Below are 14837 nucleotides of genomic sequence, written 5' to 3' on the forward strand. Positions count from 1 at the left end.
GCGGCGCGGCGCTACTCGCGCGCGAGGGAGCGCGTCTCGCCGAGGTCGGTGATCCAGAGGCGCTCTTCCGGCAGCGCGCGCCGAGCCCACTCGGCCCGCAGCAGCTCGGGCGGCTCACCGGTGGGCTCGTCGGTGAGCCGGAACGTGCCCCAGTGCATGGCCACGAACGCGCGGGCGCCGAGCAGCGCGAAGGCCTCCACCGCGTCGGCCGGGCCGATGTGCTGCGGCTTCATGAACCACTCGGGGTCGTACGCGCCGATCGGGGTCATCGCCCAGTCGATGCCGGGCTCGCGCTCGCCGATCTCGCGGAACACCCGCTCCGAGAACGCGGTGTCCCCCGCGTGGTAGGCCTTGCCCTCGGGCCCTTCGTAAACGAAGCCGCCCCACAGCCGGGTGTTGCGGTCCCAGGGGGCGCGCATGCACCAGTGGTGTGCGGGCACGAGCCGCACGCGCAGATCGCCGAGCGTCACCTCTTCCCAGCGATCGAGCTCGATGACGTTCGGCAGACCCACGTCGCGGAGGAGCTTCCCGCAGCCGAGCGGGACGACGTACGTCGCGCGCGGGCCGATGCGCCTGAGCGACGGCAGGTCCATGTGGTCGAAATGATCGTGCGACACCGTGACCACGTCGACCTCTCCGAGGTCCGCGAGGGCGAGCCCCGGCGGCGACAGGCGCCGGACGAACCCCTGGATGCGATCGCCCAGCACCGGATCGGTGAGGACCAGCTTTCCGGCGAGGCGCATCGCGAAGGTCGCGTGGCCGACCCAGGTGAGGCTCGCCTCGGGCGCGCGCACCCTCGCGCCGTCGTTGGCGCGTCGTGGCGTCGCGAAGGGGGGGCCGTGCCGCCGGCGCCGCCCGAGCAGCCGATCGCCGACCTGCCACTTGAGGAGGTCGGCGGGGCCTTTGTCCGGCGTCGTGCCGTCGATATTTGTGTATCTTACAGGCATTTCGAGGGACCGCGCGACGGGCTCGCGGCGCCGGCTACGCGCCCGATTTGAGCGGGATGATCTGCACGCGGCGATCGGGGCCCTCGCCGTGGCTCTCCGTGCGGACGCCGGTCACGTCCTTGAGCGCGACGTGGACGATGCGCCGGTCGCGCGCGCTCATGGGGTCGAAGGTGATGACCTTGCCCTCGCTCGCGACGCGCTGCCCGAGCTTCTTCGCCATCTCGGCGAGCTGGTCCTCGTGGCGGGCCCGGTAGCCCTCCGCGTCGACCTGCACGTGCCGGCGCGCGTCGCCTGGGCGATGCACGATGCGGGTCGTCAGGTACTGGATGGCCTCGAGCACGGTGCCGCGCTTGCCGATCACCCGCCCGGCGTCGGGGCCCTCGATGTCGATGCGGATCTCGTCGGCGGAGCCCTCGCCGTCGTCCGGCGCGAGCACGGCCTCGGCCTCGATCTGCATCTTGTCGAGGAGCATGCGCACGAAGCCAACCGCGCGCTGGCTCTGCGCGTCCGCGCCGGAGTTCGTCGTCTCACCGTCAGTCATCTGTTCAGACCTTTCCCTTGCCAAGTTCCACCTTGGTCGCCGGCATTTCCTCGACCACGATCCCGCTCCCCGCGCTCCCCTTCTTGGGCCCGCCGCTCGGCGCGAAGCGCTCCACAGCGAGCTGCTGAACGATGCCGAGCACGCTGTTGGTCAGCATGTAGACGCCGAGCGCGGCGGGGAGAAAGAGCATCATGACGGTGAAGATCGCCGGCATGAGCCACATCATCATTTTCTGTTGCGCCGGGTCCATGCCCGGCTGCTGCGGCACGATGCGCTGCTGGAGGATCATGAAGCCCCCGAGCACGATCGGCAGCACGTAGAACGGATCGGGCGCCGAGAGGTCGCGAAACCACAGGAAGCGCTCGTGGTACATCTCCACGGCGGTCTGCAGCGTGGTGTACATCGCGAACCACACGGGCATCTGCACGAGCTGAGGCAAGCACCCGCCGAACGGGTTCACGCCGTTCTTCTTCCACAGCTCCATCATCGCCAGGTTCTTCGCCTGGGCGTCGTCGGCGAACTTCGAGTTGATGGCGTCGACCTCGGGCTTGAGCTTGCGCATGCCCACCGTCGCGCTGATCGACTTCCACGTGAGCGGGAAGAGCAAGAGGCGCACGCAGAGCGTCATCAAGATGATGGCGAGGCCCCAGTTGCCGAACGTGACCTTCGCGTGGAGGAACACGAGAAACGAGATGAGGACCTTCGCGACCGGCGAGAAGAACCCGAGGTTGATGAGGTCGTTCAGGCCCGGGTTCGTCACGGCCGCCGCGCCGCTGCCGCCGCGGGTGGCGCCGGCGAGCACGTCGCGCTCCTTCGGGCCGAGGAAGGCGAGCTGCGTGTACTTCGCCGTCTCGCCCTTGGCGAGCCTGCGCGGCGGGTAGCTGAGGCGCGCGTGGTAGACCGCGCCGGCCTTGTCGTCGTCTCGCTTCTGGCCATCGGCGACCCAGTCTTCCGCGAGGATCGAGCAGTCGGCGGAGCCACCCTCGACCGTGGGGACGAGCGCCTGGGCGAAGTAGTAGTTCGAGATCGCGGCGAACCGATCGGCGCCCTGCACGGTCTGCCAGCCGTCCTTGAAGTCGTCCTTGGTCTTGCGCGTGACGTCCTTCCCTTGGGCGCACACGAGCTCGCTCTGGAAGGGCGAGACCCGCCCGAGGTGCCCGGAGACCTCCTCGTTGCGGCGGAAGGCGTACATGCCCATCGCGAGCCTGTGGGACTTCGTGTCGTTGGCGAGGTTCTTCACCTCGGTGGTCACCTCGAGCTCGAAGGGGCGCTCCCCGACCCGCACGGTCTTCGTGAGGCTCACGAGCTCGTCGGCGTAGGTGAACGTGCAGGACTTCTTCGCGGCCGCGTCTGCGCCGCGCTCGAGCTTCCAGGGGAAGCGGTCGTACTTGAGCTGATCGTTGGCGCCCTCGGCGCGGAAGAGGGTGCGGAGGCTGCGCCAGCGCTCGTGGTCCGGCGTGGTGGACATGTCGAACGCGCCGCCGCCCGCGTACTGCTGGTCCTTCAGGTTGAAGTGGACGAGCGCCGCGCCACGGCTCGAGAGCTGCGCCTCGAAGCGGTTGCCGACCAGATCGCAGAGCTCACCCTCGGGAGGCGCCTCCGCGGGCTTGCCGTCGGCGCGAGGGTCGAGCAGGTCCGGCGCGAACGCGGGCGCGTTCACGTAGGCCTCCGCCGGCACGCTCTGGGGCTTGTCCTTCCCCTGGATGAGCGGCATCCCGAACTTCATGAACAGGAAGATCGCGGCCGCGATGACCACCCAGCGCACGACGGTATTTCGATCCATGAGTCTGCTTTCGAAGCTCGGTGGCGGTCCGGCGGGCGACCCCCAGCGACGCGGGGGTCATGCTCCGCTGACGCCGGGGCGCGGGAGACGGGGAGGGGGCGGGTCGTAGCCGCCGGGGTGGAAAGGGTGGCACTTACACACGCGCACGACCGAAAGCAAGCTGCCGCGGGCCGCGCCGTGCGCCTCGAGGCACGCGGCGGCGTACCGAGAGCACGACGGCTCGAAGCGGCAGTGGCCGCCGAGGAAGGGCCGCAGGAAGCGCTGGTAGGCGCGCACGAGGCCAAGGAGCAAGCGCAGGATCATCGAGCGCGGGGAACATGAGGCCCCGTGTCGGCTCGCGCCAGGGCCGCGCGCGCTTCTTCGCACCGGCGCGCCAGGAGGCGGGACACCGGCTCAAGCTCGGCGCGCGCCCGCGCGAGGTCGAGCCCCGCCGCGCCGCCCCGCGCGATCACCACGAGATCGAAGCCGGCGGGAACGAGCCCGGGCGCCGGCCACAGGCGAAAACACTCGCGAAAGACGCGCTTCACGCGGTTCCGCACCGGCGCTCCTCCGACCTTCTTGCCCACGGTGAGGCCGAGGCGCGCGGGCTCCCCTCGCACGTCGCCGGCATCGCGTTCGTCCCGAGGTCGGCAGGCGACGAGCAGCACGAAGGAGCGCGTGCTCACGCGGAACGTCGAGGCCTGGACGCGCAAAAAGTCGGCCCTCCGCACGAGACGCCGCTCCTTCCCGAAGGTACTCGGGGGAGCGGGCGTGGGGGCGGAGGCCGACATGTTGCTCGCGCGGGCGGGCCCGCGGTCTCGGGCCCGGGGCGCCTCGCGGCGCCGCGGCGCTTACTTCTTGAAGGTCGTGACGGCGAGGCGGAGGCGGGCCTTGCGGCGCCGGTTGGCGAGGACCTTGCGGCCTCCCGTGGTCGCCATGCGGGCGCGGAACCCGTGCGTGCGGACCCGGCGGAGGTTGTGAGGCTGGTACGTGCGCTTCATGACATTTCTCTCTTCGTGGCCGCGGGGGGCGACAGGCCTCTTCCCGGGGGCCGCGGAAGAAAGCACCGGCGCGGGCTCACGTCAAGGGATAGGTCGCACAATTCCCCCGGTGCGCGGGGGGAGGCCGTCGCGAGCGGGTGCGGGCTCTCCGCCGTTTCGTTCGTCCTCTCGCGGTCGAAGCGGTGTACGGTGCGGCCTCGGCTCGGGTCGTTTGCCCGGCTGAAAAACGGGCGGCCCCCGCTCGCGGGGGTTGGAGGCGATACGCGCATGAGGCGGAGCAGCATGAGGAAGGTCTCGGTTGGGCTCGGGTTGGCGACGTTCTTCGCCGTGGGCGCGCTGGCGAGCGGGGCGGCGGCGCAGCAGCGCACGTTCAAGCTGGACCGGCTCGAGGTGCCCGGCGCGCCCGACGACGGCGTCGCCGTCTTTCGCCCGGTCACGAACCAGCGCGCCATTCTCTACGGCCAGCTCGCGATCGGGTACTCGTACCGGCCGCTGCGCACCTCGACGATCACCACCGACAAGGCCACCAAGAATCGGTCGAGCTCGGGCGCGATCCACAACCAGTTCACCCTATACGGCAGCGTCGGGTTCCAGTTCCTCGACCGCTTCGCCCTCGGGGTGACCTTCCCCTTCACGCCCTTCCAGAACGGCGCGGTGCCCGAGTACGGCGGCGGCGCCATCACGGGCGCCGGCGGCTCCACCACCACCTACACGCCAGGCGGCCCCTCCGTCGGCGATCTGCGCGTCGATCTCCGCGCCGTCGGGCTCCGCTCCGAGAACCGCAAGCACGCCCTCGGGCTGAGCGCGAGCGTGTTCGCGCCTACGGGCACCACGACGAACTTCGGCGCGGACAACAAGCCGGCGGCGATGGTCCTCGTGCTGGCCGAGACCGCGGCGGGCCCCTTCATCTTCACCGGGAACACGGGCGTACACTTTCGCCCGGAGAGCAGCATCAACGACCCGGTCCGGGGCAACGGCCTCGGCGTGGGCACCGAGTGGCGCTGGGCGGTCGGCGGGTTCGTCCCGCTCCAGTCGGGCAAGTACAGGCTCGGCCTCAACGTCTTCGGTCAGACCGGCCTCACCGACACGGCGGTCACCGGGCCGACGACCTTCACCGCGAACAACTCGGTCATCGAGGCGAACTTCGAGGGTCGTATGCGCTTCGGCCCCGCCGACCACTACTGGGCGGGCCTCAGCGCGGGCCGCGGCATCGCGATGGGGTACGGCGCCACCGACCTGCGCGTCGTCGCGATGGTCGGCACGTACGTGCCCATCTTCGACTCGGTCGCTCCTGCGCCCACCCGCAAGGAGAAGTTCAAGGTCGATCCGAAGGCGCCCGATCGCGACAAAGACGGCATCCCCGACGAGATCGACGCGTGCCCGGACGAGCCCGAGGACCACCAGGGCGCCGATCCGAACGACGGCTGCCCCGTCCCGCCCGATCGCGACGGCGACGGCATCCCCGACTCCGCCGACAAGTGCCCCGACGCCCCCGAAGACAAGGACGGCTTCGAGGACGGCGACGGCTGCCCCGACCCCGACAACGACCACGACGGCATCGCCGACGCGACCGACGCGTGCCCCCGCGAGCCCGGCCAACCGAACACCGATCCCGCGAAGAACGGCTGCCCGTCGTTCATCAAGATGGACGGAGGCCAGATCCGCGTCCTCCAGCAGGTGCACTTCGCGACCGCCTCGGCGCGTATCCTCCCGGACAGCTTCCCCATGCTCCAGGAGATCGCCAACGTGCTCATCGCGAACCCGGGCATCACCCGCATGACCATCGACGGCCACACGGACGGCAAGGGCTCGGCCACGATGAACAAGAAGCTCTCGCAAGAGCGCGCCGAGTCCGTCATGAAGTGGCTCACCGAGCACTCGATCGCGGCGGGCCGCCTCGAGGCGCACGGCTACGGCATGGAGAAGCCCATCGACGACAACAACACCGAGCCGGGCCGGGCCGCGAACCGACGCGTCGAGTTCAAGATCGTGAGCGAGAGCAAGCCTTAAACACCTCGTCACCGCGCGGTGAGGTCGGCGCGTCGCGCGAAGCGGCGCGCCGTCTTGCCTTGTAAGTATACGGAAGAACCTGCCTATTTCTGGACGCCCGCGCGGTGAAGCGCGAGCAACATCGCCTTCGCGAGCTCGGTCGCCTTGGTCGAGCAGAGGTGTCCCTGGCCGTCGCCGTCGATGCCCTGGTCGTTGCTCGGGCACGCCGCCGTGGAGCGGTTCGCCTGGCAGATGTGCCACACGCCGCCCCTCTCGCAGCGGACCCCGCGGTCGAGGCTCTCGAGGTCTTGCAGGTCGAAGATCGTGTCGTCTTTGAAGCGCTCGAGCATGAAGGAGCGCATGCGCATCTTGGGCGCGTTCTCCGACACGTCGAACACGAGCGGTGGCGTGACGTGGACGAACCGCACGCCGGCGGCCTTCACCTCCGCGACGAGCTTCACGTACTCCGTCTCGACGGCCTCCAAGTCCTCGCTTCGCACGTCGGCGTAGCCGAACTTGAACGAGAGCACGCGGAGGCTCGCGCGGTGACGGGCGAGCACGCGCCGCACCACGGCCATCTTCTCCATCGGTTTGCCGTTGTCGACCGGGCCCACGTCGCCGAAGAGGCCGCCGTTCAGCCCGGCCTTCAGGTCGGCCTGGTTGGGCCCATAGTACTCGAACTTGAAGCCGACCCGCGCGGCGCCCCCTTGGAGGTCTTGGCCCACGGATTGGTGCAGATACAGCGTGCGGAAGGTGGTGACGTCCGCCTTGCTGCCCAGGGCGTCCCACTCCGCGATGCCGGCGGGCCCCACCACGTTCGGCCCCGCGATCCCGGGCGTTGGCGCGCCACCGGGCGTCGTCGTGGGGCTGGGGGGCCCGCCGCCGATGGGCTCGCTCGAGCAAGCACCAAGGACGAGCGCCGCGCTGAGGAGCGCCACGGGGAGAAGGCTGTGCGGCGGGGTGAGCGAGGCGGGCATGAGGGGTCGGTGCGGAGATTCAGAGGTGGAGGGTGCGGGCGACTCTGCGCGACGGGCCATCGAAGGGCTGCACACGCAGCGCGCGGAGCTTCTCCTCGATGCAGCGCGCGGTGGGCGTGCCGATCCACGGGCCGCCGTCGACGATGGCCGACTGGGCCTCGCCGCTCGCGGCGAACATGACCGTCACGTGCGCGTTCGCGGGGTCGGCCGCGCCGCGGCACGCGGCGAGATCTGCGCGCTCGACCGCCTGGGTCGGATCGGCGGGCGGCGTTGGGGTGCACGCCGCGAGCACGGCGAGCACGGCGAGCACGGCCAGCGCGGCGCCTGAGGAGCGCGTGGGCGCGGCCCGCGTGGCTGAGCGAGTCATCGGAGGCCCCCCGCGAACAGCTCGCAGCCCCACAGCGCGCCGCTCGGGTCGGCCACGACCGCGAACCCCGCGCGATCGAACGCGGGGTTGCGGAGGTTCGCGTGGTGCGAGGGGCTCTCCGCGAGCGCGCGGTGGAGCCCCGAGGTTTCCCGACCGGTCGCGGCGTTCTCACCCACGACGGTCGGCCGGAGCCCTGCGGCCTCGGCCCGCGCGCGCGGATCGCCCGCGCCTGTGTCGTGGGCCAGGCGCCGCCCGGCCACCATCGCGCGCGCGTGGGCGAGCGCGAGCGCGTCGAGGCGCGGATCGCGAGTCAACGGCCGGAGCCCTTCGTTCGCGCGGAGGCGGCCGACGAGCTCGAACAACGCGTCGGCTGGGGAAAGACCTCGGGACACATCTTCGCGTGGTTCGGGGACGTAGCGAGGCGCGACGTCGGCGAAGACGCGCGCCTCGAGCACCGGCCGTGGTCCTGCCTCGGTGGTGCCGACGACCTGCACGGTGAAGGCGCCGCGCGTGTCGGGGGCGAAGGTCGCGCGGACTTTACCTGTAGACTGCACGAAACCGCCGGGGAGGCGCCGTGGCGCGCCGACCGGGCCCCTCACCATCACGTAGGCGTCGCGGAAGTCGCCCTCGAGCGCGGCCTCGACCGTGAGCCACTCGCCGACGCGCGACCGCTCCTTCAGCGGCGCGAGCTCCCCCTGCGCGTCGACGACGACCGCGGCGGCGACCCGTTCGCCGGAAGGGAGCGTGAGCTCGGCCGCGCCGCACACCGCGCGCCCGCCGACCGTCACCCCCGCCCGAAACGCGCTGAAGCTCCGCCCGAGCGCGGCCCCGTCGGACGGCCCGCGTGCCGCCCACGAGCGTGGCCACACGTAGGCGATCCGCTCGGCGCGGAGCGCGAGCGCGAGGTCGGGGAGGTCGAGCGGGGCGTCTCCCTTCGCCTTTCGCTCGGCGAGCGTCGCGGCCACTCGGTCGAGCGCCGCGTTCGGCTGCCCGCACGTCTCACGCAGGCTCGCGGCGAGGGCTCCTTGGGCGGCCTCGCGGGGTTGCGCGCGCACCTCGCTCGGGACGAGCGCCGGGATGAGCGCGAGCGTCAAGCCGAGCGTCGGGGACGGAAGCGTGCGCGCGACTCGCGGCCAGCCAGGCATGGACCCAAGGCTACACCGGCCTCGCGGCAGCGCCACCCGCGTCACGGCCTTCGGCGGGTTACGGCTGCCGTGGACGAGCGCGCGGCGAGCGCGCGCTCCGCGCTCCGCCGCCCGAGGGTGAGCCCCACGCGCAGGCCAAGTAGGAAGCCGCAGGCGATGGCCAGGGCCGAAAAGAGGGAGGTCATGGGAGGTGGAGCCGCGCGGCGCGCTGCCGCGCTGGCTCAGAGCGAGAAGCTCTTGCCGACCTTGACCGGGCTGCCGCCGAACGCAGGGACGTGCGCGCCGCGGTACTTGCCAGCGATGCACCCGCCGACCGGGGTGCCGGGGAAGGGGCCGCCGTCGACGACGGCCGACGACACGGAGCCGTTGGGCGCGAAGGTGACCGTCACGTGCCCCGAGCCGCTGGGGCCGTCGGGCTTCTTGCACGAGGCCACGTTCACGCCGCCGAGAGCGGCCGCCGCCGCGCCGCGGTCGAACGCTGCGCCCGACGCGGCAGCCGGGGCCGCCGCGCCGCCCTTGGCGCAGGTGCCAGTGGCCTCGCACATCGCCTGCTCCATCGACTTCGGCTTGCCCGCGGCGGAAGCGGCGGGCGCGGGCTCGTGCGCGGGCGCTGGGGCGCCGCCGCCGCCGGCCGCGGGCTCGGACTTCTTGGGGGCTGCGCCACCTGCCACGGGCTTCGCCGCGCCGACGGCTCCCGCCCCGGGCTCCTTGGCGCTCGGCTCGGCCGCGGGCGCGTGGCTGGCCGCCGGGGCCGCCGTGGCCGGGTCCTTCGGGGGATCGTTCATGGCCTGCGCGCCGCTGCCGGTCGCGCCGGCGCCGCCCTTCACGGCCACGGGCTCCGTGGGCGTCGTGGGGCGGGTGAACACGATGGCCAGCACGACGGCCACCGTCAGGAAGGCGACGCCGCCGACGATCGCGAAGATGATGCCCTTGTTGCCCCCGCCTCCCGGCTGCGCCGAGGCGTCGGCCGCGGCCGCGATCGCCGGGTCCATCGCGGGTGGCGCCAGGATGGGGGCCGCCAGGGCAGCACCGAACGCGCCGCCGCCGCCGAGGTTCATGATGTCGTCCACCCCGCTCGACTTGGGCCGCTCTGCGCGCGCCGACGAGAGCGCGCGGATGTCGATGAGGCCCGAGGCGTCGCCCTGGGGGCTAGACTTGTTGGCGCCGCCGTTCCCCGACGACGCGCCGTTCTCCTCCTTGGTCAGCGAAGCGAGCGAGAACAGCACGCTCGACTCGTTGCGCTGCCCTGTGAGCTTGGGCTCGTCCTTCGCGGGGGCGGCGACCATGCGGTCGTCCTCGCTGCCCGCCTGCGCCACGCCGCCGAAGAGGTCGGCGCCTGCGTTTCGGCTCCGCTCTCGCCGCGCCGCCGGCGCGCTCTCGCCGCCACCGCCGCCGGCGAAGAGGTTCGGGCTCGCCCCGCCGAACAAAGGCGCCGCCGCGGCCGCGGGGACCACCGGCGCGAAGTCGCTCCCCGCCGAGGCGGGGTGCATGCTGATGCTGGGGGCGGACACCGCGGAGAATAGCGCGTCGATGTCACGGATCGGCAGCCAGCCGTCCATCCCGTCCTTCCAGCAGTAGGTCTCGGAGGTGACCGTGCCGTTTCGGTACTCGTTGACGAGCTCCCCGGTCGTCATCGTGCGCTGGTCGCCGTCCGCGACGTTCACCGTCCATTGGTCGCCGGCCCCGTAGTCGAGCATTTCGCCGCCCGCGCTGACGTCTTCCGCGGCTTGCGCATGACCTTCCGCGCCGTTGATGACGATCGTGGCGCCGCACTTCTTGCAGCGGATCTTGACGACCTTGCCGAGGACCTTCTCGTCCGCGATGGTGTACTTGGCTTGACACGATTGGCACGAAATCTTCATCGCGGAACCGTCCTTTTGACGCGCACATCAACAAACGAATGGCGCCGACCCGAGCACCATCACTCGCACCATCACTCGCACCATCACTCGCACCAACGCATCGCCGAAACTTCGCCGTCCGTAGCTCGTCGCTCAGGCCACAGTTAGTATAGCTGTCATCGTTTTCCCCGATCAAGTGAAGGGCCGAACTTCGTCGGACCCCGCCGGCCTCGGGGGGCGAGGCGCGGTCCCGTGAACGCCCGGGTTGGACAGCCGGAGGCCCCGTCGTATTGGATCGAGGCGAGCCCTCTGGCGCGAGCCGCTCGTCTGGCTGCCTGTCCGCGTTGGGCCTCGGCATGCGCTCCAGTACGTGGCACGGACCGGGTTCGATCTACCTACCCACCACACCGAGGCGTTGATCCTCGCTCAGTTGAGCAGCACGAGCGACGTCCCGTCCCTTCCGCAGAAAACGGCGGCGCCATCGTACCGCGACCCGCAGGTGGGGCAGATCTTTCCCTTCGGGCCGGCCTTGACCGGGGCCGGCCGCCCGTGCGCGGGGAGCGGCACGAGCTCCTCGCGGTGATCCGGGCAGATGGTGGTGCCTTCGCCAAAACCGCGCTTGCACGTGGGGCATAGCAGGGGCACGGACGCCTCGTGGACGCTCTTCGGCACGAGCCTGCTCCCGTCGTGTGGGCAAAAGGTCGTGTCTCGCAGCGTGCGCTGGCAGGTCGGGCACACGAGCTCGGGCTCGGCTGCCGGCGTCGCCGCCGCGGCCACCGCGGCCGCCGCCTCCTGCTCTCCGTCTCGCGCGCGCGCGCGCGCTCTCTCTCGCTCTCTCTCGGCGAGCTTCGCCTTCGCCTTCTCGGCGCGGCGGACGCTCGCCTCGTGCGCCTCCAGCTCCTCCCGATAAGTGGCCTCCTTGGCGTCTTGGCGGGCCTGGATCTCGCGGACCAGGTCTTCGTGTTGGGTGATGCGCTCGGTCTCGAGGGCGAGGGCGCGTTTCTGCCGCCGCCGCAGCACGAGGTAAGCTGCCCCCAGCGCCGCCACCGCCGCGGAGATGATGCCCATGAACGTGGCGCGGCGCGCCTTCCGCCCGTCCTCGGCGGCGACCTCAGCGCTGCCGATCGACTCGCTCGGGAGCGAGACGCTCGCCGACTCGGCTTCGCCCGCGGCGTTGAGGCCCTGCTTCGCGAGGAGGGCGTCGTAGTTGGCCGCCGTCGAGATCTCGACCGTGACGCGCGCGGTCTTGCCCTCTGCGCTCGCCTCGAGCTCGTAGCTGCCCTCGGCGGCGCCCTCTGCGACGCTCACGAGCCCTTGCCCGTCGACGGTGATCTTCGGGCCCTTCGGCCGCGCGACCCACTTCACCGTGGCCGGGAGCGGACAGCCGGCTTCGTCGACGATCTTCGCGCGGAAGGAGAACGTCTCGCCCGCGCGGAGGAGCTTCTTCGAGGGCCTCACCTCCAGGCGGGCGGGCGGCCCGGGGTTGGCGCAGGCGCTCGGCGGCGGCTCCGGCGGTGGGGGTGGCGCAGACGGCGGCGGGGGCGTCGACGCGCTCGGAGGCGCGCTCGGCGCGGGCGCGGAGGCCGTCGCCGAGGCCGCGGGGGCGTCGGGGACGACGAGGTCGAAGCTCCGCGAGCGGCGCACGTCGGCGACACACAGCCCACCCTCGTGCGCGATTTCGTAGCGACCCGTCTCCGTCACGTTGATGTGGGTGTCGCTCGTCGCGACCACCAGGGTCTGCATGACCGTCTTACGGGGATCGCCCGCTGGCGTTGCGCAGCGCGTGCGCCACTGCCGGCTCCCGGCGGCGTGCGAGTAGCTCTCTCGAGCGAGGCCAGGGAGCTGATCGTAACACTGGTTCGAGCGGTAGACGCGGCCGCCGCCCACGAACGCGAGCACGTCACCCTCGGACTTCACCGTGATCGACTCGCCGCCGCCGGTGCTCGACGATCGCGGCGGTGGGCCGCAGCCCTCCTGCCAACGCTGCACCGTGAAGTCCTCGCGCAGGGCGCTCTGTCGCCACTTGCCATCGAGGGCGACGTCGGCGCGCGCGCTCGTGAGCGGTACGAGCGCGACCAGCGTGGCCAGCGCGGTGAGCGCGAGGACCACCGGTGAGGGACGATGCGTCTTCACGGCGACGGTCAGAGGATAGCAGGACCTGGGGCGCCGCTGGGCAGCCTCCCGCCCGCGGCATCGGGCGTGGGCAAATCGTCGGCAAAAAGTGCACTTTTCGCTGCGGGATGCTATGTCGCGAGGGTAGATGCGACCCGTACGACGCCCCGCCTTGCCGATCGCAGCGCGAGCGGTCCTCACCGTGCTTGCCGCCGTGGGGGTCAGCGCACCCGCGCTGACCGCGAACGCGCAGCCCATCCCCGAAGCGAACGGTCAGGGTTTCGACACCCACCTGTTTCGCCCCGCGATGGACTCGAAGGGGTTCTTCTCCACGAACGGCACCGACATCCTCGGCGCGGGGGACTTCAGCCTCGGTCTCGTCATCGACTACGGCCGCAACCTCCTCCGAGTGCGCGATCTCGGCCAGGACAGCCCACAGCTCATCAACCACCAGTTCCAGGGCACGTTTCATTTCGACTACGGCATCGCGAACCGGCTCGTGCTCGGTGTCTCGGCGCCCGTGAACCTGTCGTCCGGCGACGCTCAGTTCGACAAGCAGAACCCCCCTCAGCCCACGGTGAACCCCGGGCAGTGGTCGCCGAACGCCTTCGATTCGCAGACCCTCGGCTACCTCGCGCTCCACGGGAAGCTCCGCCTGCTCCGGCAGGAGCGAGGCTTCGGCCTCGCCATTTCGGCCCAGGTCGGCGTCCCCGTCACCGACGCGCCCCGCTCGGCGGGCGCAGACCCGGGGTACTTCGTGTGGCCGCAGGTCATCGCCGAGAAGCGCTTCATCGGCGCGGGGCTGCTCCGCGTCGGCGTCAACGCAGGGTTCCGCGCGCACCAGCAGAGCACCACCGCGCTCGATCTTCGCGACGGCCGCTTCGTCGACGGCCAGCGCGTCACGTACGGCCTCGGCGTCTCGATGCGCGTGGCGGAGCCCGTCGACCTCGTCGCGGACACGTACGGCACGTTCCTCCTCGGCAACGCCGACAGCGCGGTCAAGCCCTCCAACGAGGTCACCGGCGGGCTCAAGATCTTCATCGAGCGGAACAGCTACCTCATGCTTGGCGCCGGTCCGCGGTACACGAAGGGCTTCGAGGCGGCCGACGTGCGCGCGTTCGTCGGCTTCATCTTCGAGCCCTCCATCGGAGATCGCGACGGCGACGGCATCAAAGACGATCTCGATAAGTGCCCGGATGAAAAGGAAGATTTCGACGACTTCGAGGACGAAGACGGCTGCCCCGAGCCAGACAACGACCACGACGGTATCCCGGACGTCAAGGACCGCTGCCCGAATGTCCCCGAGGACAAGGACGGCGACGAGGACGAGGACGGCTGCCCCGAGCCGCCGAAAGACGGCGATCGCGATCGCGACGGTATCCCCGACTCGCGCGACAAGTGCCCCGACGATCCGGAGGACAAGGACGGCTTCGAAGACCAGGACGGCTGCCCCGAGCTCGACAACGACAACGACGGCATCCCCGACGTGAAGGACCTCTGCCCGAACGAGCCGGAGACCTTCAACAAGTTCAAGGACGAAGACGGCTGCCCCGATCGACCGGATCTGCTGATCGAAGACAACAACATCGTCATCCTCAAGAAGATCCAGTTCAAGACGGGCTCTGCCGAGATCCTCACCGAGTCGAACACGATCATCGATACGGTGGCTGGCGCGATCAAAGACCACCCGGAGTTCCAGCTCATCGAGGTCGCCGGACACGCCGACGAGCGCGCGACCGACGCCTACAACCTGAACCTCACCCAGGCGCGCGTGAACGCGGTCGTCGCGGCGCTCATCGCGCGCGGCGTGGCCGCCGAGAAGCTGCGTGGGAAGGGCTACGGCGAGTTCTGCCCCGAGGATCCTGCGCACAACGAAGAGGCGTGGGAGAAGAACCGGCGCGTCGAGTTCAAGATCGTGAAGGGCGCGGACGGCCCGACGGGCGTCGCGCTCGGGTGCGAGAACGCGGCCTCGAAGGGCGTCCGGCCCGATCCGATCCCCTGAGCGTCGTCGGGGCGTATCTCCCTAGCCCGAGCCTTCGCGCAGGTCCCGTGCGTGCGCCCGTCGCCGGCTCGCGCGGGCCAGCGTTGCCGCGCGTCGCACATCGAAACACCGACCGAGCTCGCCGCGCGAAGGCCCTCGCCCGCGGAAGCGGGC

General features: G+C 71.1%; 14 protein-coding genes. 2 read left to right on the forward strand and 12 right to left on the reverse strand.

Annotated features, from left to right (window positions below):
* Nucleotides 1–11: 11 nt before the first annotated feature.
* The 6 genes from IPQ09_13460 to rpmH all read right to left on the reverse strand — a co-directional run bounded on the left by IPQ09_13460 (nt 12) and on the right by rpmH (nt 4251).
* Nucleotides 12–947 (reverse strand): MBL fold metallo-hydrolase, encoded by a 936-nt coding sequence (locus IPQ09_13460; GenBank protein ID MBL0195214.1) that lies wholly within the window; start codon nt 945–947, stop codon nt 12–14.
* Between the two features lie 34 nt (nt 948–981).
* Nucleotides 982–1488: a KH domain-containing protein gene (locus IPQ09_13465; protein MBL0195215.1), complete on the reverse strand. Its 507-nt coding sequence runs from the start codon at nt 1486–1488 to the stop codon at nt 982–984.
* A 4-nt stretch (nt 1489–1492) separates the two neighbouring features.
* Complete coding sequence (gene yidC / locus IPQ09_13470) at nt 1493–3271, reverse strand: membrane protein insertase YidC (protein MBL0195216.1); 1779 nt, start codon at nt 3269–3271, stop codon at nt 1493–1495.
* A 57-nt stretch (nt 3272–3328) separates the two neighbouring features.
* Nucleotides 3329–3574: a membrane protein insertion efficiency factor YidD gene (yidD, locus tag IPQ09_13475; protein ID MBL0195217.1), complete on the reverse strand. Its 246-nt coding sequence runs from the start codon at nt 3572–3574 to the stop codon at nt 3329–3331.
* Nucleotides 3571–3981 carry a ribonuclease P protein component gene (gene rnpA / locus IPQ09_13480; protein MBL0195218.1) on the reverse strand — a complete coding sequence of 137 codons (411 nt, stop codon included), beginning with the start codon at nt 3979–3981 and terminating at the stop codon, nt 3571–3573. The genes yidD and rnpA overlap by 4 nt, the downstream gene beginning before the upstream one ends.
* Nucleotides 3982–4101: 120 nt before the next feature.
* Nucleotides 4102–4251 (reverse strand): 50S ribosomal protein L34, encoded by a 150-nt coding sequence (gene rpmH, locus IPQ09_13485; GenBank protein MBL0195219.1) that lies wholly within the window; start codon nt 4249–4251, stop codon nt 4102–4104.
* Nucleotides 4252–4533: 282 nt separating this feature from the next.
* Here rpmH and IPQ09_13490 point away from each other — a divergent pair, with 282 nt between their 5' ends.
* Nucleotides 4534–6261, forward strand: a complete 1728-nt coding sequence (locus IPQ09_13490; protein ID MBL0195220.1) for an OmpA family protein — start codon at nt 4534–4536, stop codon at nt 6259–6261.
* A gap of 83 nt (nt 6262–6344) precedes the next feature.
* Here IPQ09_13490 and IPQ09_13495 read toward each other — a convergent pair whose 3' ends face one another.
* The 6 genes from IPQ09_13495 to IPQ09_13520 all read right to left on the reverse strand — a co-directional run bounded on the left by IPQ09_13495 (nt 6345) and on the right by IPQ09_13520 (nt 12703).
* The gene (locus IPQ09_13495; GenBank protein ID MBL0195221.1) at nt 6345–7217 is read right to left on the reverse strand and encodes a hypothetical protein; all 873 of its coding nucleotides are present in this window, start codon (nt 7215–7217) and stop codon (nt 6345–6347) included.
* A gap of 19 nt (nt 7218–7236) precedes the next feature.
* Nucleotides 7237–7584 (reverse strand): hypothetical protein, encoded by a 348-nt coding sequence (locus IPQ09_13500; GenBank protein MBL0195222.1) that lies wholly within the window; start codon nt 7582–7584, stop codon nt 7237–7239.
* The gene (locus IPQ09_13505; protein ID MBL0195223.1) at nt 7581–8729 is read right to left on the reverse strand and encodes a CAP domain-containing protein; all 1149 of its coding nucleotides are present in this window, start codon (nt 8727–8729) and stop codon (nt 7581–7583) included. The genes IPQ09_13500 and IPQ09_13505 overlap by 4 nt, the downstream gene beginning before the upstream one ends.
* 41 nt (nt 8730–8770) lie before the next feature.
* The gene (locus tag IPQ09_13510; GenBank protein ID MBL0195224.1) at nt 8771–8914 is read right to left on the reverse strand and encodes a hypothetical protein; all 144 of its coding nucleotides are present in this window, start codon (nt 8912–8914) and stop codon (nt 8771–8773) included.
* Between the two features lie 36 nt (nt 8915–8950).
* Complete coding sequence (locus IPQ09_13515; GenBank protein ID MBL0195225.1) at nt 8951–10591, reverse strand: zinc-ribbon domain-containing protein; 1641 nt, start codon at nt 10589–10591, stop codon at nt 8951–8953.
* A 405-nt stretch (nt 10592–10996) separates the two neighbouring features.
* Complete coding sequence (locus IPQ09_13520; protein ID MBL0195226.1) at nt 10997–12703, reverse strand: hypothetical protein; 1707 nt, start codon at nt 12701–12703, stop codon at nt 10997–10999.
* Nucleotides 12704–12830: 127 nt separating this feature from the next.
* On the opposite strand from IPQ09_13520, the gene IPQ09_13525 reads away from it, so the two are divergent.
* Complete coding sequence (locus IPQ09_13525; protein MBL0195227.1) at nt 12831–14684, forward strand: OmpA family protein; 1854 nt, start codon at nt 12831–12833, stop codon at nt 14682–14684.
* The last annotated feature ends 153 nt before the right edge of the window (nt 14685–14837 follow it).

The sequence above is a fragment of the Myxococcales bacterium genome, assembly GCA_016720545.1.
In the GTDB taxonomy this organism is placed as follows: domain Bacteria; phylum Myxococcota_A; class Polyangia; order Polyangiales; family Polyangiaceae; genus JAAFHV01.